Raw genomic sequence first — 24,748 nt, forward strand, 5'->3', positions numbered from 1 at the left:
TGTACTGCGTGAACGTGATGGGGCGGTGTCCGCCCCTATTGACTCTTGTGACCGTTGGCCTGGACGCCCCTGCGCTGGGTCAAGCGCGCCCGGCAACCGGTCTCGCGAGGAGCTCAGCGGCGACCGCGGCCACCGCCGCCACCGCCGCCTCCGCGACCACCCCGGCCGCCACCACCGCCGCGGCGATGGAAGGCATCGGCGCCGATGTAGCCGACCGAGGTCTGCATGGGATCCGGCTCGCGGGGACCGCCGCCGCCCTTCTTGCCTCCGCGCGGACCGTGATCCACGGGATCGGGCGCGCTGCCGCCACGGCCGAAGCCTTGCGGGATGCCGCGGGACTTCCCGCTGGCAAAGCGGCGGTCGAAGGTCTGCTCCAGCGGGTTGATGTTGCGCGGGATGAAGTCGTCATCTTCATCATCGCCGCGGTCGCGGGAACGCTCCTGGGCACGCGGCTGCTCGACGAAGCGCTCCTTGCGCTCCGGCCGCGGCTGCTGCGCCTCCTGCGGGCGGCTGGGACGCGGCCCCGTGCCCTGGGCGCGATCGCCACGGCGCTTGCCGTTCTTGCGATCACGTTGCTGCGGCGGCTGATTGCGATCTCCGCCACGCTCGGCGCGCTCCTCGCGCGGGCCGCCGGCCAGGCGGCGGATCACCCGCACGTCGCCATCTTCCAGCTCGACCCACACGCCGCGCTTGAGGCCGCGCGGCAGCACCACGGTGCCGTAGCGGATGCGGATCAGGCGGCTGACGGTCAGGCCCACGGCGTCGAAGAGCTTGCGCACTTCGCGGTTGCGGCCTTCGGTGATGATGACGCGGTACCAGTGGTTCACGCCCTCGCCGCCGCCGTCCTCGATGCTCTTGAAGCTGGCCGACTGGCCTTCGATGTCGACACCGGACAGCAGCTTGGCGCGCTGTTCCTCGTTGAGCGTGCCCAGCACGCGCACGGCATACTCGCGCTCCACGCCGAAGCGCGGGTGCATCAGCTGGTTGGCCAGCTCACCGGAGTTGGTGAACAGCAGCAGACCTTCAGTGTTGAGGTCCAGGCGACCGACCGACTGCCACTTGCCCTGGTGCAGCTTGGGCAGGCGGCGGAAGACGGTCGGGCGGCCTTCCGGGTCGTTGTGGGTGACGACCTCGCCCGCGGGCTTGTGATAGGCAATGATGCGAGGCGCCGGCGGCTGGATCCGCACCTTGATGGGCTTGCCGTTGACGGCCACGCGGTCCCCGAAGGAGATGCGCTGGCCGATGTGGGCCACCTCGCCGTTCACGGAGATCTTGCCCTCGGCGATCATGTCCTCGATGTCGCGGCGCGAGCCGATACCGGCCTGGGCCAGCACCTTCTGCAGCTTGGGCGCATCCAGCTCGGGAGCCAGCACGCGCTTGGTCTCCTGGCTGGCGACTTCCTCGACCGGCACCACTTCCTCGCCGTCATAGGCGCCGGACAGCAGCTCGGCAAAGCGCTCGCCGGCCTGGGCCATCAGCTCTTCGGCCACGGGCTCGCCACGGCCGGCGTCGGTGTCGGCGCCCTCACCTTCGGCTCCCAGGGTGAATACGGCTTCGGCAGGACGCGCCGGGCGCTCGGCACCGCGATCACCACGCTCGGCACCACGCTCGCCATCGCGCTCACGGCGACCCCGGCGGCGGTTGCGACGACCGCGGCCTTCCTCGCCGACATCGCCGGCATCGCCTGCATCGCCCTCGTCGGCGACCGAAGCCGGTGCCGCGGATTCAGCATCGGCGCGGGCCACTGGCGCAGCCTCGGCCTGCTCGCGGGCGGCGGGCTCGGCGGCCTGCGGCGGCACAGCTTCAGCGGCCTCCACGACCGCCTCTGCCGCTTCGGCCTTGGCGGCCTTGGTCGACTTGCGGGGCGCGCGCGCCTTGACCGGCTTGGCCTCTTCGGCTGCGGACTCGACAGCGGAGGCTTCCGGCGCGGCCATCACCTCAGCGGCCTGGTCAGCCACCACGGCCTTCTTGGCAGCCGTCTTGCGCGGCGCTCGCGGCTTGGGCGCCGGAGCCTCGCCTGCGGGCTCGGCCACTTCCGGCGCGGCCACCTCGGCGGCGGCCTTGCTGCGTGCGGGGGCTCGGCGGCGCTTGGGCGCCTCGGCTTCGGGATTCATCGCGCCCGCGCCTTCGGCGGCCGGATCGGTGTCATGGGCATTCATGCGTCAGCTTGCACCTTGTCATTCACATCGGGATGCTGAGCTTGCTGCGGCACCAGGGCCTCGGGCTCAGCGGGGAAGGCGGCGACATCGGTCACCACCTCGGCGGCGTCACCGGGGACGCCTTCTTCTGCTTGCACTTCTTGTTCGTCTGTTTCAATCGCTTCGGCCAGGACCTCGGGCCCGTCGGCAGACTCGGGCAGCGGCAGCTCGTCCGCAGCCTGCGCCTCGTCCGCCGGCGCGCCGGCCCCAGCCTCGGACGGGGCCTCATCCAGGGCATCCGAGGCTCCAGCCTCAGAAGTCACCGGCGCCACGTCAGCCTCCTGATCGGCCCCTGCCCCCTGAGGGGCCGGCTCCGACTCCAGCAGCGAACCCTGCCCTTCCAGCGCCTCCACAAGAGCCGCGCCGGGCTCGCCGGCCGCCTCCAGGGCGGGCAGCTGGGACAGGCTTTCCAGCCCCAGGTCGTCCAGGAACTGCTGCGTGGTGGCATACAGCGCCGGTCGGCCCGGCGCCTCACGATGGCCCACCACCTCGATCCAGTTGCGGTCTTCCAGCTGCTTGACGATCTGCGTGGACACCACGACGCCGCGGATGTCCTCGATGTCGCCGCGCGTCACAGGTTGACGATAGGCAATGATGGCCAGGGTCTCCATCACCGCCCGTGAATAACGCTGCGGCTTCTCCGGATGCATGCGATCCAGGAACTCGCGCATCTCGGGCCTGCTCTGGAAGCGCCAGCCGCTGGCAATGGCCACCAGCTCGACGCCGCGGCCCTCCCAATCGCGGGCCAGCTCGTCCAGCAGCATGCGCAGGCTGTCCGCGCCGATCTCGTCGGCGAAGAGGCTGCGCAGATCCTTGATCGTGAGGGGCTGCTGCGCACAGATGAGCGCGGTCTCCAGGACTCGCTTGGCTTCCTGCGTGTTCATCGCGTGTGTCGGCAGCACCTGCTCATCGAGCCGGCCATGGTGTTCAACAGTGTTCTAACGGAGGGCCTGGGGCCCGGGGGCAAACATCAGCTCATGCCGCTGTAGCAGGTCCCGGATGTGCGGCAGGCGGTGCGCGGCGGCGAAGGCCGCCTCCACATCTGGCGCATTCAGGAACATGGTCAGTCCAGCAACTCGGACGGCGAAACTCTCTCTCGCCCTCAGGCGCCGATCGCCCCTCACGGACGATCACCAGCCACCTGCTCGAAATGGGTCAGGCCCTACCGGATCCCGCGCATTGCCCTGCAAGGCGCCGGACCGAGGGCTGTTCACCCAAGCTCTGCGCGCACATTGTACCCTGCCCGCCGCACCTGCCCCTCAGAGAGCCGGCGCAGGAAATCCGGCACGCTGCCAGGCCTGGGCAAGATCCGCAGGCAACGGCGCCAGGAGGACCATCGCCGCCCCCGTCATGGGATGCTCGAAACTCAGCTTGGCCGCGTGCAGCGCCTGGCGCTCCAGGCCCAGGGCGGGCGCGCCGCCGTACAAGGCATCGGCCACCAGGGCATAGCCCTTCCAGGACAGGTGGACGCGGATCTGATGGGTGCGGCCGGTATGCAGCACGCAGTGCACCGCGCTCATCCAGGGCGCGTCTGGGGTGTGGGCCAGCGGGAAGACGTCGGTCTGCGCCGGCTTGCCGCCGGGCACCACCGCCATCTTGACGCGCGATGCCGGGTCTCGCCGCATCGGCGCATCGACGTGCAGCGGCGCGGTCAGGCGACCGTGGCACAGAGCCAGGTACTCGCGATGCACCTGGCGGTCGGCGATCATGCGGGACAGCGCGACGGTCGCCTCCAGCGTCTTGCCCACCACCATCAGGCCCGAGGTGTCCTTGTCGAGCCGGTGGACGATGCCCGCGCGCGGCAGCTGCGCAGCCTGGGCATGGTGTGCCAGCAAGCCGTTCATCAGCGTGCCGGACCAGTTGCCCGGCGCCGGGTGCACGACCAGGCCCACCGGCTTGTTGACGACCATCAGGTGCGCATCCTCGTACAGGATGTCCAGCGCCATGGGCTCGGCGCGGAAGGCCTGGCTTTCCTCGGTGGGCTGAAGCTCCACGCGCACCCGCTGGCCCGCCAGCACCTTGCGCGAGGCCGTCGTCTGCACCTGGCCCTGCACACTCACCAGCCCGCGCTCGATCAGGCCCTGCAGATGGCTGCGCGAGAACTCCGGCGCCATGCCGACGACGAACTTGTCCAGCCGCTGCCCCTGGGCCTCGCGCTCCACCCGCGACTCACGGACCTCCACCTCCGAGGCGCCCGCATCCTCCGGCGCATCGCCCTCAGGATCGAGGGCGTCGACGCCGAGTTCGATACCGGGCGTGGCTTTCAGGTCCACCAAAGCCTGAACCATATAATCGGCGCTCCTTTTTCAGATGGGCTGGCGCCTGAGCGCCTGGCCAATGGACCATGATGGATTTCCTGGGGAAGCGTCACCCGACGCAGAGCGGTTCCGTGCCTGTGCTGTCCGCGGACAGGCCCGCCCGTCGGCTCAACGCCGTGCCCGCCCGAGTGCTGGCGGGCAGCCTGGTGCTGGCCCTGGCCGCCTGCTCGTCCCCCTTCAAGGAGGATCCCAATTCACAGGCCAGCCTGGACAAATTGTACTCAGAGGCCAAGGAAGACCTGGCCACCGGCGGCTACGACCGGGCCATCAAGGGCCTGGAAAAGATCGAGGGCCGTGCGGCCGGTACGGTACTCGCCCAGCAGGCGCAGCTGGACATCGCCTGGGCCTACTACAAGAGCGGCGAGCGAGCCCAGGCCATCAGTGCCCTGGACCGCTTCATCAAGCTCAATCCCTCCAGCCCGGCCATGGACTACGCCCTTTACATGAAGGGCACCGTCAACTTCAACGAGGACATGGGCCTCTTCGGCCGCCTGGCCAGCCAGGACGTGGCCGAGCGTGACCAGCAAGCCTCGCGCGATGCGCTGCTGGCCTTCCGCCAGCTGGTCGAGCAGTTCCCGGACTCGAAGTACGCCGAGGACGCGGCCGTCCGCGTCGACTTCATCACCAACACCCTGGCAGCCTACGAGGTCCACGTCGCCCGCTACTACTTCAACCGCGGCGCCTATGTGGCAGCGGCCAACCGCGCCCAATCCGCGGTGAAGGAGTTCGAGACGGCCCCCGCCGCCGAGGAGGCGCTGTCCATCATGGTCCGCAGCTACGAGCAGCTGGGCCTGCCCAAGCTGCGTGACGACGCCGAGCGCGTGCTGCGCAAGAGCTTCCCGCAGAGCCAGTACCTGGCCGGCAACGAGCGCGTGGCCAAGAAGCCCTGGTGGAAGCTCTGGTAACACCCAGGACGCCCGCCCGCAAGGCGCATGCAGCGAAAGCCGCATGCGCTTTTTTCATGGCCGGGACGCACGCTGGCTCAGCGCATGAGCCAGGGCTGACGCAGGCGCAGCGCCTGTGGATTCAGGCCCCCGTCCAGGCCGCGACCAGCGCTGCAGGCCCACGCTCGGCGGCCAGCCCGCGCAGCCAGCTCAGCGCCTCGCCCTCGTTGGCCACCGGCGTCATGGGCGGCAGGGCCGCGCGCAGCCGCCGGCCGTAGTTCATGCCGGCCATGCGTGGGTCGCAGACGACCAGCAGCCCCTTGTCCGTCTCCGTGCGGATCAGCCGTCCTCCGCCCTGCTTGAGGGCGATCGCGGCCTCGGCGATGAAGTAGTCGGCAAAGGCATTGCGGCCCTCACGCTCCAGGCGCTGCACCCGCGCCTCCACCAGCGGATCGTTGGGCGGGGGGAAGGGCAGTTTGTCGATCAGCACGCACTGCAGCGCATCGCCCGGCACGTCGATGCCCTCCCAGAAGCTGGCCGAGCCCACGAGCACCGCGCGGGGATCTTCCATGAACTGCTGCAGCAGCATGCGCTTGGGAATGGCGCCCTGCACCAGCACCTTCAGCGGCGCCCCCAGGGCCTCCAGCTCGGTCTTCAGCGCATCGCCGATCACCTGCAGGGCGCGCAGCGTGGTGGTCAGCACGAAGCAGCGGCCTCCCAGCGCCTGCGCGCAGCGTGCGGCCAGCACGGCCACGCTGGCCGAGTGATGCGGCTCGGACGGCTTGGGGAAACCGCGCGGCACATAGAGCCGCGCGTGATTGGGGTAGTCGAAGGGGCTGCCCACGCGCAGCACCCGTGCGTCCGTCAGCCCCGAGGACTCGGTGAACCAGCTCAGGCGCTCGTCGTCCCCCAGGGTGGCTGAGGTGAAGATCCAGGCCTTGGGCGAGTCCTTCAGCTGCTCCTGCATGGCCTCGCGGATGTCCAGGGGCGACTCCACCAGCCTCGCCTGATGCGGGCTGATGTCGATCCAGCGCACCGCACCCGGCGCCGGGTCCAGCGAGAAGGCATGGGCGCGCTCAGAAAGCTGCCGGGCGCGCTCGATCAGGCGCAGGAAGTCCGGCGAGCCGTTCTCCACGGCGGCCAGCGCCTCGGCGGCCTCGTCCGCCGCGCAGGCGACCTCGGCCAGCGCGGCGGCGAAGCCCACCTGCCCCGCCCGTTCGTTCCAGCGCAGCTTGATCAGGCCGCGCAGGTCCTTGAGCGGCCCCGCGCAGACCAGGCGCAACTCGCGTGCCGCCTTCTCCAGGTGGCCATGCAGGGACTGCCAGTCCATCGTGCCGCGCGCTTCGGTGAGCCCCAGGGCCAGCATGTCACGCGCAAAGTCGATCAGCTGCGAGGTGCCCAGGTTCTGGCCGAGGAACTGCACGCCGGCCTCGGTTAGCTGATGAGCTTCGTCGAACACGGCGACGTCGACGCTGGGCAGCAGCTCGGCCACGCCGCTGTCGCGCAGGGCCATGTCGGCGAAGAAGAGGTGGTGGTTGACGACGGCGATGTCGGCCTCCATGGCCTCACGCCTGGCCTTGACGACGAAGCACGAGCTCCACTGCGGGCATTCGCTGCCCAGGCAGTTCTCCCGCGTCGAACTGACGATGGGGATGACGGGCGAGCGCTCGTCCAGACCGTCCAGCTCGGCGAAGTCACCGGTGCGCGTCTGCTGCGCCCAGCGCTCCACGCGTGCCAGGGCCAGCACGGCGCGGCGGTCGGGCAGCTCGGCACCATGCCGCGCGTACTCGAGGCGATGCAGGCACAGATAGCTGCCACGCCCCTTCAGCAGGGCGATACGGGCCGGCACGGAGAGCGCCGCGCACAGCCGCGGCAGGTCGCGCAGGAAGAGCTGGTCCTGCAGGCTCTTGGTCGCGGTGCTGATCAGGGCCCGCCCGCCGCTGAGCAGGGCCGGCACGAGGTAAGCGAAGGTCTTGCCCACGCCGGTGCCCGCCTCGACCACCAGGCTTTCCCGCCGCGCGATCGCACGGGCCACGGCCTGCGTCATGGCCAGCTGGGGCTCGCGGGGGCTGTAGCCGGCGTCGGCGCGCGACAGCGAACCGCCCCGGTCGAAGGCGGCCTGCACCCATTGCTCCAGCTCGCTGGGCGGGGTGGTGTCGGTGGCGGGGGTGTCCGGGTCCGGGGAGCTCAAGAGCGTGGCGTCGTCTGGGTCAGGCGCGGGGCCCGGGGCATGGGGAAGTGGTGAGGAGCGATGCAAACGAGACGGCAACTTCCGGCCCGCCTGACATGACAGCAGGCCCGCGCGTCGCTCATGCCGGCTCGTCGGGCTCGCTGGCCTGCTCCAGGCGGGCAATCCGATCCTTCAGGGCCAGGCGGCGCTTCTTCAGGCGCTGCAGCTGCAGTTCGTCCAGCGGCAGCATGCCCGAGGCGCGATCGATGAGACCGTCAAGATCCGCATGCTCCATCCGCAACTCGATCAATTGGCGTGACAGGGAGTGAAGATCTGCGTCCATTTGTGGAGAACCCGGGGGGATGGGCCCGCGAATCGCTTCCGAGGCGCCGGTCCGGCCTTCATTCCCGATTATAGTTTTGGGCAAACTCGCCCGAGACCGCATGAGCCGCAACCCTGGATTTCGACTGAACGCCGCCACCGGCATCCACCGGGGTGACCGCACGTACCAGCAGGACCAGGTCCAGGTCATCAGCCACCCGCGCATTGCGGGCTGCGTGCTGGCGGTGCTGGCGGACGGCATGGGCGGCAAGAGCGGCGGGCGCAAGGCCGCCGACCAGGTCGTGCTGACGGCCCAGCAGCTCTTCGAGCGCTTCTCCCCGGAAGACGAGAACCCGGCCGACCTGCTGCGCCAGATCGCCGACGAGGCCCACCTGATGATCAAGCTGACGGCCATCTCCGCCGAGGAGGAGCCGCACAGCACCATCGCCGCCTACCTGATCACGCCGGACCGCCGCTGCCACTGGCTGCATACCGGCGATTCGCGCATCTACTTTTTCCGTGGCCCCAACATGCTCAAACGAACGCTGGACCACTCCTATGTCCAGCGCCTGGTCGACGAAGGCAAGATCAGCGAGAGCGAGGCCTCGACCCATCCGCAGTCCAATCTGCTGACCGGCTGCCTGGGCACCGTGCAGGACCCCACGCCGACGGGCGACGTCATCGGCCCGCTGGAGCCGGGCGACTGCCTGATGGCCTGCAGCGACGGCCTGTGGCACTACTTCAATCCGCGCGAACTGGGCACCGTGCTGCACAGCCTGCCCCCGCGCGAGGCGGCCGAGCTGCTGCTCAACAAGGCCCGGCAGCGGGCCCATGGCAGTGGGGACAACCTCTCCCTGGCCGTGGTCCGGATCGAACCCCTGGGCTGAAGCCGCTCAGCGAGGCGCGGACGCCGCGCTCGGGGGAGGCAAGGGCGGCGCCAGCGGCTTGTGCAGGGCACGGTCCTGCAGGCGCTCCAGGGCCTCGCGGCGATGCGCCTCAGCCTTGCGGACGCGGCTCTGCTGGTCACGCGCCCGCTGCGCCGCGGCGGCTTCGTCCTGGCGCCGCAGCTTCTCCACATCGGGCACCGGGCGTGCCGGGCGCGAGGCCGCGGAGGCCGGCAGCGCCGCCTCGGCGCGAGGCTGAAGAGGCGGCGCCATCAGGGCTTCGCTGCGGCGCCTGGCCTCCAGCTGTGCCTGCTCCTGCGCCTTCTCGCGCAGGCGCTGGCGGCTCTCCGAGGCCCGCCGCTCGCGCTGGGCCAGGGACTCTGCCAGTTCCTCGTCCAGCAAGGGCTGCAGGGCCTGCTGGCGCGCGAGCCTGGCCTCCTGCTGGCAGTCGTTGACGGCGAAGCGGGCCTGGCAGTCCTGGACGGCCTGCTGGTAGCGCTGCTCGATCGCGCTGCGGGCTGCGCGGCGCTCATCCGCGCCGCGCTCACCAGCACTGGCGGCCACGCCGCAGCAGGCCAGCCAGAGGGCCAGGGCCAGGCGGGTGCAGCGGCGTTGTCGGGCAGCGGGGCTCATGTCAGCGAAGTATCCACTTCCCGGCGCTCCAGCTCCAGGTACTCGCGCGATTGCATTTCCTGCAAGCGGGACACCGTGCGCGGGAACTCATGCGCCAGCGGCCCTTCGGTGTAGAGCTGCTCGGGCGGCACCGCGGCCGAGATGACCAGCTTGCAGCGGCGGTCATAGAGCACGTCGACCAGCCAGGTGAAGCGCCGCGCCTCGCTGGCCAGGCGCACCGGCATTTCGGGCACGCCGGACAGGATCAGGGTGTGGAAACGCGAGGCCAGCTCGAGGTAGTCGTTCTGCGAGCGCGGGCCGCCACAGAGGGTCTGGAAGTCAAACCACACCACGCCGCCCGCACGGCGCCGTGAACGCAGCTCGCGGTGCTCGATGTGCAGCAGCGGGTCTTCGTCCTTGGCCTCGGCGAGGCTCTCGAAGGCATGCGTCAGCGCGGCATCGGCCTTGTCGTCCAGCGGGCAGTGGTAGAGCTCCACATGCTCCAGCGAGCGCTGGCGGTAGTCGGTGCCATGGTCGACGTTGATGACCTCCATCTTCTCCTTGAGCAGCTCGATGGCCGGCAGGATGCGGTCGCGGTGCAGGCCGTTGGGATAGAGGCCGTCCGGGTGGAAATTGGAGGTCGTGACGATGGACACGCGGTACTTGAACAGCGCGTCCAGCAGCCGGTGCAGGATCATCGCGTCCGTCACGTCGGCCACGTGGAACTCGTCGAAGCAGATCAGACGGAAGCGTTTGGCGATGCGTTTGCCCAGCTCGTCCAGCGGATCGGCGATGCCCTTGAGGTCCTGCAGCTCGCGGTGCACCTCGCGCATGAACTCGTGGAAGTGCAGGCGGGTCTTGCGCGTGAGCGGCACGGCCTGGAAGAAGCAGTCCATGAGGAAGCTCTTGCCACGCCCCACGCCGCCGTACATGTAGACGCCACGCGGAATGGGCGGGCGTACCAGCAGCTTGGTGACGGCATTGCTGCGGCGGGCCTTGTAGTCCGCCCATTCATCCTGGCAGCGCTGCAGGGCCGCGATGGCCCGCAGTTGGGCCGGATCGGCCGTGAAGCCGCGTTCGGCCAGGGTCTGGTGGTAGAGCTCGGTGACGCTGCTCATGGGTGCTCAGGCTACATCTCGTGAAAAGGGGCGACCGAGGCCGCCCCTTTGAACCCGTGAATTCCGATCGGAATCAGAAATTCAGGGTGCGCTTGTCCACGGCCAGGGCCGCTTCCTTGGTGGCTTCGCTCAAGCTCGGGTGGGCGTGGCAGATGCGGGCGATGTCCTCGGCCGAGGCCTTGAACTCCATCGCCACCACGGCTTCCGAGATCAGCTCCGACGCGAACGGGCCGATGATGTGCACGCCCAGGATCTCGTCGGTCTTGGCGTCTGCCAGCATCTTCACGAAGCCGGTGGTGTCGCCCAGTGCGCGGGCACGGCCGTTGGCCATGAAGGGGAACTGGCCGGCCTTGTACTCGACGCCTTCGCTCTTCAGCTGCTGCTCGGTCTTGCCGACCCAGGCGATCTCGGGGCTGGTGTAGATGACCCAGGGGATGGTGCCGAAGTTCACATGGCCATGCTGGCCCGCGATGCGCTCGGCCACGGCCACGCCCTCTTCCTCGGCCTTGTGGGCCAGCATGGGGCCGCGCACGACGTCACCCACGGCCCAGACGTTGGGCAGGTTGGTCTTGCACTCGTCGTCCACCACGATGGCGCCGCGCTCGTCCAGCTTCAGGCCCACGGCTTCGGGGTTCAGGCCGATGGTGTTGGGCACGCGGCCGATCGAGACGATCAGCTTGTCCACCACCAGGCTCTGCTCGGCGCCCTTGGCGTCGGCGTAGGCGATGGTGACGCTGTCTTTGCCCTTGGTCACCGAGGCGATCTTCACACCGAGCTGGATGTCCAGGCCCTGCTTCTTGAAGACCTTGGCGGCTTCCTTGGCCACGGACTCGTCAGCAGCCCCCAGGAAGGCCGGCATGGCTTCGAGGATGGTCACTTCCGCGCCCAGGCGGCGCCACACCGAGCCCATCTCCAGGCCGATCACGCCGGAGCCGATCACGCCCAGCTTCTTCGGCGTGGCGGGGATGCGCAGCGCGCCGTCGTTGGAGAGGATCAGCTCTTCATCGAACTCGGCGCCGGGCAGCTGACGGGCATTGGAGCCGGTGGCCAGGATCACGTGCTTGGCAACGAGGGTCTCCTCAGCAGCGCCGGCCACCTTGATCTCGTAGCCGCCATCCTTGGCCGCAACGAAGGAGCCGCGGCCGTGGAAGAAGCTGACCTTGTTCTTCTTGAACAGGTAGAGGATGCCGTCGTTGTTCTGCTTCACGACAGTGGCCTTGCGGCCGATCATCTTGGCGACGTCGATCTGGACGTTGTCCGCCGTGATGCCGTGATCAGCGAAGTGGTGGTTGGCGTGTTCGAAATGCTCCGAGGACTGCAGCAGGGCCTTGGAGGGGATGCAGCCGACGTTGGTGCAGGTGCCGCCCGGTGCGGGGCCGCCCTTCTCGTTCTTCCACTCGTCGATGCAGGCCGCGTTGAAGCCCAGCTGGGCGGCGCGGATGGCGGCGATATAGCCGCCGGGGCCGCCGCCGATCACGACGACGTCAAAGTTCTTGGTGCTCATGTGTGTGTTCCTTGTCTCGCAACTGGCCCCACCGGTGCGGGGCGTAGCGAGCGGCCTCAGGGCTAGGCGCGGGTGCCAAGGCACCGGAGCGTAGCAGCGCTACGTGAGGATGCCGAGGACGGGACCCGCAACGACGCCCTGAGGACGCGCAGTAGCCCTTGATCAGATGTCGAACAGGAGGCGGGCGGGATCTTCCAGCGCTTCCTTCATCGTGACCAGGCCCAGCACGGCTTCGCGGCCGTCGATGATGCGGTGGTCGTAGGACATCGCGAGGTAGTTGATCGGGCGCACCACGACCTGGCCGTTCTCGACCACGGCGCGATCCTTGGTGGCGTGCACGCCCAGGATGGCCGACTGCGGCGGGTTGATGATGGGGGTCGACAGCATGGAGCCGAAGGTGCCGCCATTGGAAATGGAGAAGGTGCCGCCGGTCAGGTCGTCGATGGAGATCTTGCCTTCCTTGGCCTTCTGGCCGAATTCGGCGATCTTCTTCTCGATGTCGGCGAAGCTCAGCTGGTCGGCATTGCGGATGATGGGCACGACCAGGCCACGGGGCGAGCCCACGGCGATGCCGATGTCGAAGTAGCCGTGGTAGACGATGTCATTGCCATCGACCGAGGCGTTCAGCACGGGGAACTTCTTGAGGGCAGCGACGGCGGCCTTCACGAAGAAGCTCATGAAGCCCAGCTTGACGCCGTGCTCCTTCTCGAACTTCTCCTGGAACTTCTTGCGCATCTCCATCAGCGGCGCCATGTTCACTTCGTTGAACGTGGTCAGGATGGCGTTGGTCGACTGCGACTGGATCAGACGCTCGGCCACGCGGGCGCGCAGGCGGCTCATCGGCACGCGCTGCTCGGGGCGATCACCCAGGTTCTGTGCGACGGGCGCGGCGACGGCCGGCAGCGGCTTGGCGGCGGCCACGGGGGCGGCGACAGGCGCGGCCACGGCGGCAGGCTTGGCGCCGGCGGCCAGGGCATCGCCCTTGGTCACGCGGCCGTCCTTGCCGGAGCCGGCGACGTCGGTGGCCTGCAGGCCCTTCTCGGCCAGGATCTTGGCGGCGGCGGGCATGGCCACGTCACCCTTGTTGGCGGCGGCTGCGGGGGCTGCAACCGGCGCGGCTGCGGGGGCTGCGGCTGCCGGGGCGGCCACGGCACCGGCCTTGCCTTCGGTATCGATGCGGGCGATGACTTCCTCGCTCACGACGGAGGCGCCGCCGTCCTTCAGGGTCTCGGCCAGCACGCCGGCGCTGGGCGCGGGCACTTCCAGGACGACCTTGTCGGTCTCGATCTCGATCAGGATCTCGTCCACCGCGACGGCTTCGCCGGGCTTCTTCTTCCAGGAGATCAGGGTGCCTTCGGACACCGATTCAGACAGTTGGGGAACCTTGACTTCAACGATTGCCATGATGATTCTTTCTGCTTGCTGCTGCGCTGGCCGCTCACTGCCCGCGGTCCGGCGTCACGAGGTGGACGCATGAACCGGGCGGGTCAGGAGCGGCACCCAGGGCCGCTTTGACTTATTTGGTGAGAACGAAGCCCTTGAGCTTGGCGAAGGCCTGGTCCAGCAGCGCCTTCTGCTGCTCCTGGTGCAGGTGCGCATAGCCGCAAGCCGGCGAGGCGGACGCGGGGCGACCGGCGAAGCCCAGCTTCTGGCCGTCCAGCATGTTCTCGTGGATGTAGTGCTGCACGAAGAACCAGGCACCCTGGTTCTGCGGCTCGTCCTGGCACCACACGATGTCCGCGGCGTTCGGGTACTTCTTGATCTCGGCAGCGAAGGCCTTGTGCGGGAAGGGGTAGAGCTGCTCGACGCGGATGATGGCGACGTCGCTGGCCTTCTTCTCCTCGCGCTTCTTGACCAGGTCGTAGTAGACCTTGCCCGAGCAGGCGATCACGCGCTTGACCTTGGCGGCGTCGATGCTGGCGTCCAGCTCGCCGATCACGGTCTGGAACTCACCCTTGGTGAACTCGGACAGCGGCGAGGTGGCGTCCTTGGCACGCAGCAGGCTCTTGGGGGTCATGATGACCAGCGGCTTGCGGAACATGCGCAGCATCTGGCGGCGCAGCACATGGAAGATCTGCGAGGCCGTGGTGGGCTGCACGATCTGCATGTTGTTGTCAGCGGCCAGCTGCATGAAGCGCTCCAGGCGGGCCGAGCTGTGCTCGGGGCCCTGGCCTTCATAGCCGTGCGGCAGCATCATGGTCAGGCCGTTGGCACGGCCCCACTTCACTTCGCCCGAGGCGATGAACTGGTCGATCACGACCTGCGCCCCGTTGACGAAGTCGCCGAACTGGGCTTCCCAGATGGTCAGCGTGTTGGGCTCGGCGGCGGCATAGCCGTACTCGAAGCCCAGCACGGCCTCTTCCGACAGGATGGAGTCGATGACCACGAACGGTGCCTGGTTCTCGGCCACGTTCTGCAGCGGGATGAAGGTGCCTTCGTCCCAGTTGCTGCGGTTCTGGTCATGGATCACGGCATGGCGGTGCGTGAAGGTGCCGCGGCCGCAGTCCTCACCCGACAGACGCACGGGATAGCCCGAGGCGACCAGCGAGGCGAAGGCCATGTGCTCGCCCATGCCCCAGTCGACGTTGATCTCGCCACGGCCCATGGCGGCGCGGTCGGCGATCAGCTTCTGCACCAGGTTGTGCGGGACGAAGTCCTTGGGCAGCGTGGTGATGCGCTCGGCCAGGCGCTTCCATTCGGACACGGGGATGGCGGTGTCGCAGTTGTCCGTCCACTTCTTGCCCAGGAAGGGCGTCCAGTCCGTGGCGTACTTGCCCTTGTAGTTGGTCAGCACCGGGTCCACGGTGTGACGGCCTTCGTCCATGGCGGCGCGGTAGGCCTTGACCATGTTGTCGGGTTCGTCGGCAGTCAGGGCGGTCTGGGCGACCAGCTTGTCGGCGTACAGCTTGCGGGTGCCGGGGTGGGCGGCGACCTTCTTGTACATCAGGGGCTGGGTCAGGGCCGGGGTGTCCTGCTCGTTGTGGCCCAGCTTGCGGAAGCAGACGATGTCGATGACCACGTCCTTCTTGAACGCGGTGCGGTAGTCCATCGCCAGCTGCGCGGCCCACACGACGGCTTCCGGGTCGTCGCCGTTCACGTGCAGCACCGGGGCCTCGATCATCTTGACGACGTCGGAGCAGTACTGCGTGGAACGCAGGTCGCGCGGGTCGCTGGTGGTGAAGCCGATCTGGTTGTTGATCACAATGTGCACCGTGCCGCCCGTGCGGTAGCCGCGGGTCTGGGCCATGCACAGGGTTTCCTGCACGACGCCCTGGCCACCGAAGGCCGCGTCACCGTGCACCAGCACCGGCAGCACCTGGCTGCCGGCGGTGTCGCCGCGGCGGTCCTGGCGGGCGCGCACGCTGCCCTCGACCACCGGGTTCACGATTTCCAGGTGCGAGGGGTTGAAGGCCAGGCTCAGGTGGACGGGGCCGCCCTGCGTGGACACATCGCTGGAGAAGCCCTGGTGGTACTTCACGTCACCGGCCGGCAGGTCGTGGGCACCCTTGTGCTCGAACTCGGCGAACAGGTCCTTGGGCATCTTGCCCAGGGTGTTCACGAGCACGTTCAGGCGGCCGCGGTGGGCCATGCCGATCACGATTTCCTGCACGCCGTTCTCGCCGGCGCGCTGGATCAGCTCGTCCATCGCGGCGATGAAGCTCTCACCGCCTTCCAGCGAGAAGCGCTTCTGGCCGACGTACTTGGTGTGCAGGTAGCGCTCGAGGCCTTCGGCCGCGGTCAGGCGATCGAGGATGCGCTTCTTGTCTTGCGCATTGAAGGTGGGCTTGCCGCGCTGCTTCTCCAGGCGTTCCTGCCACCAGCGCTTCTCGGCGGGGTCGGAACCGTGCATGAACTCGGCGCCGATGGTGCCGCAGTAGGTCTCGCGCAGGGCCTGCACGATCTGGCGCAGGCTCATGGTCTCGCCACCGAAGTAGGTGTTGGCGGCGGAGAAGGCGATGTCCATGTCGGACTCGCTCAGGTCGTAGAAGGCCGGATCGAGTTCGGGAATCTTGGGACGCTCACCACGCTTGAGCGGGTCGAGCTCGGCCCAGCGGTTGCCCAGGAAGCGGTAGGCGGCAATCAGGGACTGGACGTGCACCTGCTTGCGGGCCACCGCCAGGTCGGCGCTGGAGGCCTTGTTGCCGAAGGCGTTGGCCTTGGCACGCTGGGCGAAGGATTCGATGACGGGCGCATGGGCCACGTCGCGGGCGTCGCTGCCGTCCACGGCAGGGACGTGCTGGAGGGCGTCGAAGTAGGCGCGCCAGTTGTCCGGCACGGAACCAGGATTGTCGAGGTAAGCCTCGTACATCTCTTCGACATAGGGCGCATTGCCCCCGAACAGGTACGAATTCGACCTGTATTGCTGCATCATTTCGCTCACCTCTTGTTCCGGTTTCCAGAACTGTTGGCTGGTTGGACAACCTTCCGCGACACGGCTTGACCGGTTGGCGGATTGCGACCCGCCTTTGCTGTTGCCAGAAAAGGGGACGGGAAGGACCTGAGGATGCGCACCTGCCACCACTGGCTTCCGGTACGAATCCCCATCACAGGGAACCGGACTGTAACACCCTTGCCATCTGCCACCAATGCACCTGCCGCCTTGATCTTCGGCAACTTGTGGCCGCTCCTGAGGCTTTTGCACGGCCCGGCCCTGGCTTGCCGTTGGAGCCCCGGCAGGCCAAACGTTTGCGAATTCACGGCCCTTGGCCTAGACTTCCCGCGCGCGCCACGGTCCCGCGATTGAATGGCCGGGCGACGGGAAGAGAAAAGGACTCCCCCATGCAAGTCAGCGTCGTTGACTACCGCGCCCCGGATGCCGCCGAGCGCTTCACCCGTTCCCTGCATGAAACCGGCTTCGGCGTGCTGGTGAACCATCCCATCCCCCAGACGCTGGTCGAGAAGATCTATGCCGACTGGCTCGGCTTCTTCAACGGCGACGAGAAGACCGGCTACACGTTCTCGAAGGAGACCCAGGATGGCTGGTTCTCCACCGAGATCTCCGAGACGGCCAAGGGCTTCACTCAGAAGGACATCAAGGAGTACTTCCACATCTACCCCTGGGGCCGCATCCCGCCGGCCCTCAAGGACGATGCGATGCAGTACTACGGCCTGGCCAATGGCCTGGCGGCCGAGCTCTTGTCCTGGGTGGAGCGGCACACCCCGCCGGACATCGCGAAGAACTACCGCGAGCCGCTCTCCCACATGATCAAGGACAGCCGCCAGACCCTGCTGCGCGTGCTGCGCTACCCGCCCCTCACCGGCCAGGAGCCCGCCGGCTCGCTGCGCGCCGCGCCGCACGGGGACATCAACCTGTTGACCATCCTCCCCGCCGCCAACGAGCCCGGCCTGCAGGTGCAGGCCAAGGACGGCAGCTGGGTCGACGTGCCCTGCGACTTCGGCATGCTGATCATCAACATCGGCGACATGCTCCAGGAAGCCTCGCAAGGCTACTACCCCTCCACCATCCACCGCGTGGTGAACCCTGTGGGAGAAGGCGCGAAGAAGAGCCGCATCTCCCTGCCCCTCTTCCTGCACCCGCGCAACGAGGTGGTGCTGAGCGATCGATACACGGCGCACAGCTATCTGGAGGAGCGGCTGCGGGAGCTGGGTGTCAAGACCTGACCCCCGCCCCCGTCAATGAACAAGGCCGCCCTGGGGCGGCCTTTCTCATGGGCGGTAGCAGGCGCTCGCAGCGCTACAGTGCGGCGGATGTCCCGCCCTCGCATCATCGAGATCCACCCTGCCGCACCGCCCAAGCCGCTTGAAGGCCAGCCCTGCAACGGCTGCGGGGTGTGCTGCCTGGCCGAGCCCTGCCCCCTGGGCGTGCTGCTGAGCCGGAGGGTGCGCGGCGCCTGCGTGGCGTTGCGCTGGGAAGGTGAGCGCTATGTGTGCGGCGCCTTGGGCGCGAAGCCCAGTGGCCTGCGCGGCTGGCTGGTGCGCCGCTGGATTGCCGCGGGCCAGGGCTGCGACTGCTCGCTGGAGCCCCAGCCGCCTGAAGCCTGATCAGCCCAGCGCCAGGCGGGCGCGCGCGGCGCGGTACTCGCGCTCGAGGCGATCCACCAGCTGCGCGGCCGGCACGATCTCGCGGATGGCGCCGATGCCCTGGCCGCAGCCCCAGATGTCCTTCCAGGCCTTCTTGGAGTCCCCGCCGAAGTTCATCGCGCTCGGATCGGACTCCGGCAGGTTCTCCGGATCCATGCCCGCCGCGACGATGGAGCCCTTCAGGTAGTTGCCATGCACGCCGGTGAAGAGATTGCTGTAGACGATGTCGTCGCTGTTGCTGGCCACGATCATCTGCTTGTAGGCCTCGGCGGCGCGCGCCTCCTCGGTGGCGATGAAGGCCGAGCCCATGTAGGCGAAATCGGCGCCCATGGCCTGCGCGGCCAGCACGGCGTCGCCGGTGGCCATGGAGCCCGACAGCGCCAGCGGGCCGTCGAACCACTCACGGATCTCCTGGATCAGCGCGAAGGGGCTCTTGGTGCCGGCATGCCCGCCCGCCCCCGCCGCCACGGCGATCAGGCCGTCGGCGCCCTTCTCGATGGCCTTGTGGGCGAACTTGTTGTTGATGATGTCGTGCATCACCAGGCCGCCCCAGGCGTGCACCGCCTGGTTGACGTCCTCGCGGGCCCCCAGGGAGGTGATGATCAGGGGCACCTTGTACTTCTCGCACACGGCCATGTCCTGCTCGAGGCGGTCATTGCTCTTGTGCACGATCTGGTTGATGGCGAAGGGCGCGGCCGGGCGGTCCGGATGCGCGCGGTCGTGCGCCGCCAGGGCCTCGGTGATCTCGGCCAGCCAGTCGTCCAGCTGCGCAGCGGGCCGCGCGTTCAGCGAAGGCATGGAACCCACGATGCCAGCGGTGCACTGGGCAATCACGAGCTTGGGGTTGCTGATGATGAACAGCGGCGAGCCGATGACGGGCAGGCGCAGGCGCTTCAACAGGGCGGGCACGGTCATTCCAAGTCCTTCCGGAAAGACGGATCAATGAGGCAGGGACACAGGAGGCAAGACCTGGCACCGCGGGCGCAGGGTCAGGTCTTGCCTGAGGCGGAAGACTTCGGTCAGAAGGCTTCCAGGGCCATCGCGGTGACGCTGTCAGCGCCCTCGACGATGGCATCACGCTGGGCCAGCGCACGCGGCAGGATGTGCTCGGCATAGAAGCGCGCGGTGGCGATCTTGGCTTCCATGAAGGCCTGATCCTCGCCCGCAGCCAGCTTGTCCTCGGCCACGATCAGCGCGCGGGCCAGCTGCCAGCCAGCGACGAGATTGCCGGCCAGCATCAGGTAAGGCACCGAGCCGGCGAAGGCCGCGTTCGGGTTGCCCTTGCCGCTGCCGGCGATGAACTCGGCCGACTCGACGAAAGCCTTGCGGGCGGAGGCCAGCTGCTTGAGCATGGCCTTGGCCGCTGCGCTGTCGCGCTGGGCCAGCAGGGCTTCCGTGACTTCGATCTGTGCCGCGACGGCCTTGGCCATCTGGGCACCGTCGCGCAGGGTCTTGCGGCCCACCAGGTCATTGGCCTGGATGGCGGTCGTGCCTTCGTAGATGGTCAGGATCTTGGCATCGCGGTAGTACTGCGCCGCGCCGGTCTCCTCGATGAAGCCCATGCCGCCATGCACCTGCACACCCAGCGAGGTCACCTCCAGGCTCATCTCGGTGCTATAGCCCTTCACCAGGGGCACCATGAACTCGTAGAAGGCCTGGTTCTGCTTGCGGGTGTCGGCATCCGGATGATGGTGCGCGGCGTCATACGCGGCGGCAGCCACCAGGGACATGGCACGGCAGCCCTCGGTCAGCGAGCGCATGGTCATCAGCATGCGGCGCACGTCCGGGTGATGGATGATGGCGGCACTGCCGGCCACCGAGCCGTCCACCGGGCGCGACTGCACGCGGTCACGCGCGTACTGCACGGCCTTCTGGTAGGCGCGGTCGGCAATGGCGATGCCCTGCACGCCCACGCCGAAGCGGGCGGCGTTCATCATGATGAACATGTACTCGAGGCCGCGGTTCTCCTGGCCGATCAGGTAGCCGATGGCGCCGCCGTGGTCACCGAACTGCAGCACGGCGGTCGGGCTGGCCTTGATGCCCATCTTGTGCTCGATGGACACGCAGTGCGCGTCATTGCGCGCACCCAGCGAGCCGTCGGCATTGACCATGAACTTGGGCACGAGGAAGAGGCTGATGCCCTTCACGCCTTCCGGCGCGCCGGCCACGCGGGCCAGCACCAGGTGCACGATGTTCTCGGCCATGTCGTGCTCGCCGTAGGTGATGAAGATCTTGGTGCCGAAGATCTTGTAGGTGCCGTCAGGCTGCGGCTCGGCTCGGGTGCGCACCAGGGCCAGGTCCGAACCGGCCTGCGGCTCGGTCAGGTTCATGGTGCCGGTCCAGCTGCCGTCGATCAGCTTGGGCAGGTAGACGGCCTTTTGCTCGTCGCTGCCCGCGGTCAGCAGGGCCTCGATGGCGCCGTCGGTCAGCAGCGGGCACAGCGCGAAGCTCATGTTGGCGCTGTTGATCATCTCGCCGCAGGCCGCGCCGATGGTCTTGGGCAGGCCCTGGCCGCCGAATTCGGTCGGGTGCTGCAGGCCCTGCCAGCCGCCCTCGGCGAACTGCCTGAAGGCCTCCTTGAAGCCGGGGGTCGTGAAGACCTGGCCGTCCTTCCAGTAGCTGGGGTTCTTGTCGCCTTCGAAGTTCAGCGGGGCGATCACGCCTTCGTTGAGCTTGGCGCACTCCTCCAGCACGGCCTGCGCGGTCTCGACGCCGTAGTCGGCGAATTCGGGGATCGCTTCGGTCAGCTGCTGCAGGCCGGCGAGCTCCTGCATGGTGAAAATCATGTCCTTGACGGGGGCGCGGTAAGTCATCGTCTTGTCTCCAGATGGACGAAGGGCGCCGCAACGGTGAAGTCCGGCGCCCTGCTGATGTCAGCCCCCGGGCCTGTCACCTCGTGCCAGGCCCCCCGAGGGGGCAAGGAAGCTTGGGACGGCCCTGCGCTTCCTTGAGAGGCTAATGCCTGGTCGTGGCAGCTCAGAGGCTGTTGACCAGTTCGGGCACGGCAGTGAACAGGTCGGCTTCCAGGCCGTAGTCGGCCACGGAGAAGATCGGGGCTTCCGGGTCCTTGTTGATCGCGACGATCACCTTGGAGTCCTTCATGCCGGCCAGATGCTGGATGGCGCCGCTGATGCCGCAGGCGATGTACAGCTGCGGGGCGACGATCTTGCCGGTCTGGCCCACCTGCCAGTCGTTGGGCGCATAGCCGGCGTCGACGGCAGCGCGCGATGCGCCCAGGGCGGCGCCCAGCTTGTCAGCCAGCGGGGTCAGGACTTCATTGAACTTGTCGCTGGAACCCAGGGCGCGGCCACCGGAGACGATGATCTTGGCGGCGGTCAGCTCGGGGCGATCGCTCTTGGTGACCTCACGGCCCACGAAGCTGCTCTTGCCGCTGTCCGCTGCGGCAGCCATGGTCTCGACGGCGGCGCTGCCACCGGTCGCGGCGGCGGCGTCAAAGCCGGTCGTGCGGACGGTGATCACCTTGACGGCGTCGGTCGACTGCACGGTGGCGATGGCGTTGCCAGCGTAGATGGGACGCTCGAAGGTGTCGGCGCTGAGGACCTTGGTGACGTCGCTCAGCTGCGCCACGTCCAGCAAAGCGGCGACGCGCGGGGCGACGTTCTTGCCCGAGGCGGTGGCGGGGAACAGCAGATGGCTGTAACCGGAAGCCAGGGCCAGGACTTGCGCAGCCAGGTTCTCAGCCAGGCCGTCGGCCAGGGCGGCGCTATCGGCGTGCAGCACCTTGTTCACGCCAGCGATCTGGGCAGCGGCGGCCGCTGCGGCGCCGGCATTGTGGCCGGCCACCAGCACATGGACGTCACCACCAGCGGCCGCAGCGGCCGTGACGGTGTTCAGCGTGGCGCCCTTGATGGACGCGTTGTCGTGTTCGGCAATGACGAGTGCGGTCATGTCTTCTATCTCCATCAGTGCGGCGCAATCAGTCGCCGCACAGCATCAATCTGCATTTGATCTGACTTCCCGAGTGGGGCATGCGGATCCGGCTTTGCCGGGCCGCCATGCCCGCCCCCTCGCAGGGGGCGCGCGAAGCGCGTAGGGGGTCAGATCACTTTCGCTTCGTTCTTGAGCTTGGACACCAGGGTGGCCACATCTGGCACCTTGATGCCGGCGCTGCGCTTGGGCGGCTCTTCAACCTTCAGGGTCTTGATGCGGGGCGCCACATCCACGCCCAGGTCGGCCGGCTTGACGACGTCCAGCTGCTTCTTCTTGGCCTTCATGATGTTGGGCAGGGTGACGTAGCGCGGCTCGTTCAGGCGCAGGTCGGTGGTGACCACGGCGGGCAGGCTCAGGGACACGGTCTCCAGGCCGCCGTCCACCTCACGGGTCACGGCCACCTTGCCGTCAGCCACTTCGACCTTGGAGGCGAAGGTGCCTTGCGGCAGGCCGGTCAGCGCGGCCAGCATCTGGCCGGTCTGGTTGCAGTCATCGTCGATGGCCTGCTTGCCCAGGATCACCAGCTGGGGCTGTTCCTTGTCGACCAGGGCCTTCAGGATCTTGGCCACGGCCAGGGGCTGCAGCTCGGCGTCGGTCTCGACCAGGATGGCGCGGTCGGCGCCGATGGCCATGGCGGTGCGCAGGGTTTCCTGGCACTGGGTCACGCCGCAGGACACGGCGATCACCTCGGTGACGACGCCCTTTTCCTTCAGGCGCACGGCCTCTTCGACAGCAATTTCGTCAAAGGGGTTCATGGACATCTTCACATTGGCGATGTCCACGCCCGTGCCGTCGCTCTTGACGCGCACCTTGACGTTGTAGTCGACGACTCGTTTGACGGGAACCAATACCTTCATCGAAGCACTCCAGGCGAATTGACGTAAACGTTAATCAGGATTCTACGGGGGTCTGGCACCCATCCGCGAAGCCCTGCACGCCGCACGTCCATCAAGGTGAAAAATAAAACGAACGATCGTTCTATTTTAGGCATGAAGATCAGGGCCTTGGCAAGCTGCATTTAGACTCCGCTCCCTGATGATGGACAGCAATCCCCCCGCCACCTCCCCAGGAGCAGAGGTCCCGCCAGGCATCGGCGTCTTCGACTCCGGCGTAGGCGGACTCACTGTCTTGCGAGCGCTGCGCAGTGCCCTGCCCGACACGCCGCTGCACTACGTGGCCGATTCCGGCCACGCCCCCTACGGCCCCAAGAGCACGGAGGCCATCGTGGCCCGCTGCCTGGCCATCGGCGAGCACCTGATCGCCCATGGTGCGGCGCTGATCGTGGTGGCCTGCAACACGGCCACGGCCCACGCAGTGGCCGCGCTGCGGGCGCGCTGGCCGGCGCTGCCCATCGTGGGCATCGAGCCGGGCATCAAGCCCGCCGTGCAGGCCACGCGCAATGGGCGCATCGCGGTGATGGCCACCCAGGCCACCGTCAACAGCGAGCGCTACCGGCAGCTGATCGCCACCCACGGCGGCCCCGTGCATGTGCACAGCCAGGCCTGCCCGGGTCTGGTGGACCGCATCGAGACCGGGCATCTGGACGATGCGCGCCTGCAGGAGCTGCTGAGGACCTACACCGATGCCGTGAAGGCCAGTGGCGCGGACACCGTGCTGCTGGGCTGCACCCACTACCCCTTCATCCAGGACCGCATCGAAGCCCTGCTGGGGCCGGAGGTTACGGTGCTGAACACGGAGGGCGCGGTGGCACGCCAGGCGCTCAAACGATGGACGGAGCTGGGGTTGAGCGCCCACAGCGCCTCGGTGCGGCTGGAAAGCACGGGCGATCCGGCGCCCCTCGAACGCCTGGCCACCCTGGCCCTGCAGACCCCGCAGACGGCCTGCCAGATCGATCTCTGAGCCCATCCAGGCCCTGCCCCGCCCCACGGATCCGCCGAGCGCCGGAGCCCGCTGGCGCGGGAAATGAAAAAGCCGACGCAAGGTCGGCTCTGGCGAATCCTGAATCTGGTGCCCGGGACGGGACTCGAACCCGTACGCCCCGTTCAGGGCCGCGGATTTTAAGTCCGCTGCGTCTACCAATTTCACCACCCGGGCAAGGGTCGCTGACGGTGCGCATTATCTGCGGCGGCGGCCTTGGCGGCGCCGTGATCACCTGCGGGCGAGCACGAGGGCCAGCCCGGAAACGACAAAGGGGAAGCAGCGCTTCCCCTTTTCGGATCTGGAGCGGGAAACGAGGCTCGAACTCGCGACCTCAACCTTGGCAAGGTTGCGCTCTACCAACTGAGCTATTCCCGCATGGACCGGATGAAATTCATCCAGCGCATCAAAACTGGAGCGGGAAACGAGGCTCGAACTCGCGACCTCAACCTTGGCAAGGTTGCGCTCTACCAACTGAGCTATTCCCGCATGGTGCCGACTGCTTTGGTGACAGCCAGCGTTCGGATCGAATGATGGAGCGGGAAACGAGGCTCGAACTCGCGACCTCAACCTTGGCAAGGTTGCGCTCTACCAACTGAGCTATTCCCGCATGTCATTCTGGAGGCGCGGTCCGGAGTCGAACCGGACTAACCGGATTTGCAATCCGGGGCATAACCGCTTTGCTACCGCGCCATCACAACCGACGCCAAGGCCCTTGGTGCTGACCTTGACGAAAAAGGGAAGCCGGGGCTTCCCTCTGAAATTCCTTTTCAAATCCTGGAGCGGGAAACGAGGCTCGAACTCGCGACCTCAACCTTGGCAAGGTTGCGCTCTACCAACTGAGCTATTCCCGCATGGATCCGAATGG

General features: G+C 67.8%; 19 protein-coding genes and 6 tRNA genes. 5 read left to right on the forward strand and 20 right to left on the reverse strand.

What is annotated here, in order from left to right; genetic code table 11:
• Positions 1 to 113 precede the first annotated feature (113 nt).
• From rluB to ABDJ40_RS08915, 3 genes are all read right to left on the reverse strand, one after another.
• Entirely contained in the window at positions 114 to 2,159 is a 2,046-nt protein-coding gene (gene rluB / locus ABDJ40_RS08905; protein WP_347608853.1) for a 23S rRNA pseudouridine(2605) synthase RluB, read from the reverse strand.
• On the reverse strand, positions 2,156 to 3,082 hold the full coding sequence (gene scpB / locus ABDJ40_RS08910) for an SMC-Scp complex subunit ScpB (RefSeq protein WP_347608855.1): 927 nt from the start codon (positions 3,080 to 3,082) through the stop codon (positions 2,156 to 2,158). The genes rluB and scpB overlap by 4 nt, the downstream gene beginning before the upstream one ends.
• Positions 3,083 to 3,457: 375 nt before the next feature.
• A complete protein-coding gene (locus ABDJ40_RS08915; RefSeq protein ID WP_347608857.1) occupies positions 3,458 to 4,486 on the reverse strand; it encodes an RluA family pseudouridine synthase in 1,029 nt (342 codons plus the stop codon).
• 101 nt (positions 4,487 to 4,587) lie between these two features.
• Between ABDJ40_RS08915 and ABDJ40_RS08920 the strand changes: the two genes are divergently transcribed.
• Positions 4,588 to 5,421 carry an outer membrane protein assembly factor BamD gene (locus ABDJ40_RS08920; RefSeq protein WP_430765619.1) on the forward strand — a complete coding sequence of 278 codons (834 nt, stop codon included), beginning with the start codon at positions 4,588 to 4,590 and terminating at the stop codon, positions 5,419 to 5,421.
• Between the two features lie 121 nt (positions 5,422 to 5,542).
• Here the strand turns inward: ABDJ40_RS08920 and yoaA are convergent, their stop codons facing one another.
• Together yoaA and ABDJ40_RS08930 are read right to left on the reverse strand one after the other, a co-directional pair.
• Entirely contained in the window at positions 5,543 to 7,591 is a 2,049-nt protein-coding gene (gene yoaA, locus ABDJ40_RS08925; protein ID WP_430765620.1) for a DNA repair helicase YoaA, read from the reverse strand.
• A 118-nt stretch (positions 7,592 to 7,709) separates the two neighbouring features.
• The gene (locus tag ABDJ40_RS08930) at positions 7,710 to 7,913 is read right to left on the reverse strand and encodes a YdcH family protein (RefSeq protein ID WP_269629633.1); all 204 of its coding nucleotides are present in this window, start codon (positions 7,911 to 7,913) and stop codon (positions 7,710 to 7,712) included.
• Between the two features lie 100 nt (positions 7,914 to 8,013).
• On the opposite strand from ABDJ40_RS08930, the gene ABDJ40_RS08935 reads away from it, so the two are divergent.
• Complete coding sequence (locus ABDJ40_RS08935; protein ID WP_269629634.1) at positions 8,014 to 8,778, forward strand: PP2C family protein-serine/threonine phosphatase; 765 nt, start codon at positions 8,014 to 8,016, stop codon at positions 8,776 to 8,778.
• A gap of 6 nt (positions 8,779 to 8,784) precedes the next feature.
• Here ABDJ40_RS08935 and ABDJ40_RS08940 read toward each other — a convergent pair whose 3' ends face one another.
• From ABDJ40_RS08940 to ABDJ40_RS08960, 5 genes are all read right to left on the reverse strand, one after another.
• A complete protein-coding gene (locus tag ABDJ40_RS08940; RefSeq protein ID WP_347608860.1) occupies positions 8,785 to 9,408 on the reverse strand; it encodes a hypothetical protein in 624 nt (207 codons plus the stop codon).
• Positions 9,405 to 10,505: a cell division protein ZapE gene (zapE, locus tag ABDJ40_RS08945; RefSeq protein WP_269629636.1), complete on the reverse strand. Its 1,101-nt coding sequence runs from the start codon at positions 10,503 to 10,505 to the stop codon at positions 9,405 to 9,407. The genes ABDJ40_RS08940 and zapE overlap by 4 nt, the downstream gene beginning before the upstream one ends.
• Positions 10,506 to 10,578: 73 nt before the next feature.
• On the reverse strand, positions 10,579 to 12,009 hold the full coding sequence (lpdA, locus tag ABDJ40_RS08950; protein ID WP_347608863.1) for a dihydrolipoyl dehydrogenase: 1,431 nt from the start codon (positions 12,007 to 12,009) through the stop codon (positions 10,579 to 10,581).
• A gap of 162 nt (positions 12,010 to 12,171) precedes the next feature.
• The gene (gene odhB, locus ABDJ40_RS08955; RefSeq protein ID WP_347608865.1) at positions 12,172 to 13,413 is read right to left on the reverse strand and encodes a 2-oxoglutarate dehydrogenase complex dihydrolipoyllysine-residue succinyltransferase; all 1,242 of its coding nucleotides are present in this window, start codon (positions 13,411 to 13,413) and stop codon (positions 12,172 to 12,174) included.
• 112 nt (positions 13,414 to 13,525) lie between these two features.
• The gene (locus tag ABDJ40_RS08960; RefSeq protein WP_347608867.1) at positions 13,526 to 16,381 is read right to left on the reverse strand and encodes a 2-oxoglutarate dehydrogenase E1 component; all 2,856 of its coding nucleotides are present in this window, start codon (positions 16,379 to 16,381) and stop codon (positions 13,526 to 13,528) included.
• 407 nt (positions 16,382 to 16,788) lie between these two features.
• On the opposite strand from ABDJ40_RS08960, the gene ABDJ40_RS08965 reads away from it, so the two are divergent.
• Together ABDJ40_RS08965 and ABDJ40_RS08970 are read left to right on the forward strand one after the other, a co-directional pair.
• Complete coding sequence (locus ABDJ40_RS08965) at positions 16,789 to 17,631, forward strand: 2OG-Fe(II) oxygenase family protein (RefSeq protein WP_347608869.1); 843 nt, start codon at positions 16,789 to 16,791, stop codon at positions 17,629 to 17,631.
• A gap of 87 nt (positions 17,632 to 17,718) precedes the next feature.
• Complete coding sequence (locus ABDJ40_RS08970; RefSeq protein ID WP_347608871.1) at positions 17,719 to 18,012, forward strand: hypothetical protein; 294 nt, start codon at positions 17,719 to 17,721, stop codon at positions 18,010 to 18,012.
• Here the strand turns inward: ABDJ40_RS08970 and ABDJ40_RS08975 are convergent, their stop codons facing one another.
• The 4 genes from ABDJ40_RS08975 to ABDJ40_RS08990 form a co-directional block, all read right to left on the reverse strand.
• Positions 18,013 to 18,966 (reverse strand): NAD(P)H-dependent flavin oxidoreductase, encoded by a 954-nt coding sequence (locus ABDJ40_RS08975; RefSeq protein ID WP_347608873.1) that lies wholly within the window; start codon positions 18,964 to 18,966, stop codon positions 18,013 to 18,015.
• Positions 18,967 to 19,070: 104 nt separating this feature from the next.
• On the reverse strand, positions 19,071 to 20,864 hold the full coding sequence (locus tag ABDJ40_RS08980; protein WP_347608875.1) for an acyl-CoA dehydrogenase: 1,794 nt from the start codon (positions 20,862 to 20,864) through the stop codon (positions 19,071 to 19,073).
• 163 nt (positions 20,865 to 21,027) lie between these two features.
• Positions 21,028 to 21,960: an electron transfer flavoprotein subunit alpha/FixB family protein gene (locus tag ABDJ40_RS08985; RefSeq protein WP_347608877.1), complete on the reverse strand. Its 933-nt coding sequence runs from the start codon at positions 21,958 to 21,960 to the stop codon at positions 21,028 to 21,030.
• Between the two features lie 149 nt (positions 21,961 to 22,109).
• Positions 22,110 to 22,859, reverse strand: coding sequence for an electron transfer flavoprotein subunit beta/FixA family protein (locus tag ABDJ40_RS08990; protein WP_285982288.1), 750 nt, complete (start codon positions 22,857 to 22,859; stop codon positions 22,110 to 22,112).
• Between the two features lie 181 nt (positions 22,860 to 23,040).
• Here ABDJ40_RS08990 and murI point away from each other — a divergent pair, with 181 nt between their 5' ends.
• Complete coding sequence (gene murI / locus ABDJ40_RS08995; protein WP_347608880.1) at positions 23,041 to 23,862, forward strand: glutamate racemase; 822 nt, start codon at positions 23,041 to 23,043, stop codon at positions 23,860 to 23,862.
• A 106-nt stretch (positions 23,863 to 23,968) separates the two neighbouring features.
• On the opposite strand, the gene ABDJ40_RS09000 is transcribed toward murI, so the two are convergent.
• The 6 genes from ABDJ40_RS09000 to ABDJ40_RS09025 all read right to left on the reverse strand — a co-directional run bounded on the left by ABDJ40_RS09000 (position 23,969) and on the right by ABDJ40_RS09025 (position 24,734).
• Positions 23,969 to 24,057, reverse strand: a tRNA-Leu gene (locus tag ABDJ40_RS09000).
• A gap of 125 nt (positions 24,058 to 24,182) precedes the next feature.
• A tRNA-Gly gene (locus ABDJ40_RS09005) sits at positions 24,183 to 24,258 on the reverse strand.
• A 35-nt stretch (positions 24,259 to 24,293) separates the two neighbouring features.
• Positions 24,294 to 24,369: transfer RNA gene (locus tag ABDJ40_RS09010), tRNA-Gly, on the reverse strand.
• 45 nt (positions 24,370 to 24,414) lie between these two features.
• Positions 24,415 to 24,490, reverse strand: a tRNA-Gly gene (locus ABDJ40_RS09015).
• Between the two features lie 9 nt (positions 24,491 to 24,499).
• A tRNA-Cys gene (locus ABDJ40_RS09020) sits at positions 24,500 to 24,573 on the reverse strand.
• Between the two features lie 85 nt (positions 24,574 to 24,658).
• A tRNA-Gly gene (locus tag ABDJ40_RS09025) sits at positions 24,659 to 24,734 on the reverse strand.
• Positions 24,735 to 24,748: the final 14 nt, after the last annotated feature.

The sequence above is a fragment of the Roseateles flavus genome (assembly GCF_039872765.1).
Classification (GTDB): domain Bacteria; phylum Pseudomonadota; class Gammaproteobacteria; order Burkholderiales; family Burkholderiaceae_C; genus Roseateles_B; species Roseateles_B flavus.

Excerpts from the sequence above, each read along its gene's own strand:
- scpB (WP_347608855.1), bottom strand. The coding sequence starts at position 3,082 with ATGAACACGCAGGAAGCCAAGCGAGTCCTGGAGACCGCGCTCATCTGT.
- murI (WP_347608880.1), top strand. The coding sequence starts at position 23,041 with ATGGACAGCAATCCCCCCGCCACCTCCCCAGGAGCAGAGGTCCCGCCA.
- ABDJ40_RS08915 (WP_347608857.1), bottom strand. The coding sequence starts at position 4,486 with ATGGTTCAGGCTTTGGTGGACCTGAAAGCCACGCCCGGTATCGAACTC.
- ABDJ40_RS08970 (WP_347608871.1), top strand. The coding sequence starts at position 17,719 with ATGTCCCGCCCTCGCATCATCGAGATCCACCCTGCCGCACCGCCCAAG.
- ABDJ40_RS08935 (WP_269629634.1), top strand. The coding sequence starts at position 8,014 with ATGAGCCGCAACCCTGGATTTCGACTGAACGCCGCCACCGGCATCCAC.
- lpdA (WP_347608863.1), bottom strand. The coding sequence starts at position 12,009 with ATGAGCACCAAGAACTTTGACGTCGTCGTGATCGGCGGCGGCCCCGGC.
- ABDJ40_RS08960 (WP_347608867.1), bottom strand. The coding sequence starts at position 16,381 with ATGATGCAGCAATACAGGTCGAATTCGTACCTGTTCGGGGGCAATGCG.
- zapE (WP_269629636.1), bottom strand. The coding sequence starts at position 10,505 with ATGAGCAGCGTCACCGAGCTCTACCACCAGACCCTGGCCGAACGCGGC.
- ABDJ40_RS08975 (WP_347608873.1), bottom strand. The coding sequence starts at position 18,966 with ATGACCGTGCCCGCCCTGTTGAAGCGCCTGCGCCTGCCCGTCATCGGC.
- ABDJ40_RS08980 (WP_347608875.1), bottom strand. The coding sequence starts at position 20,864 with ATGACTTACCGCGCCCCCGTCAAGGACATGATTTTCACCATGCAGGAG.
- rluB (WP_347608853.1), bottom strand. The coding sequence starts at position 2,159 with ATGAATGCCCATGACACCGATCCGGCCGCCGAAGGCGCGGGCGCGATG.
- ABDJ40_RS08990 (WP_285982288.1), bottom strand. The coding sequence starts at position 22,859 with ATGAAGGTATTGGTTCCCGTCAAACGAGTCGTCGACTACAACGTCAAG.
- odhB (WP_347608865.1), bottom strand. The coding sequence starts at position 13,413 with ATGGCAATCGTTGAAGTCAAGGTTCCCCAACTGTCTGAATCGGTGTCC.
- ABDJ40_RS08930 (WP_269629633.1), bottom strand. The coding sequence starts at position 7,913 with ATGGACGCAGATCTTCACTCCCTGTCACGCCAATTGATCGAGTTGCGG.
- ABDJ40_RS08985 (WP_347608877.1), bottom strand. The coding sequence starts at position 21,960 with ATGACCGCACTCGTCATTGCCGAACACGACAACGCGTCCATCAAGGGC.
- ABDJ40_RS08940 (WP_347608860.1), bottom strand. The coding sequence starts at position 9,408 with ATGAGCCCCGCTGCCCGACAACGCCGCTGCACCCGCCTGGCCCTGGCC.
- ABDJ40_RS08965 (WP_347608869.1), top strand. The coding sequence starts at position 16,789 with ATGCAAGTCAGCGTCGTTGACTACCGCGCCCCGGATGCCGCCGAGCGC.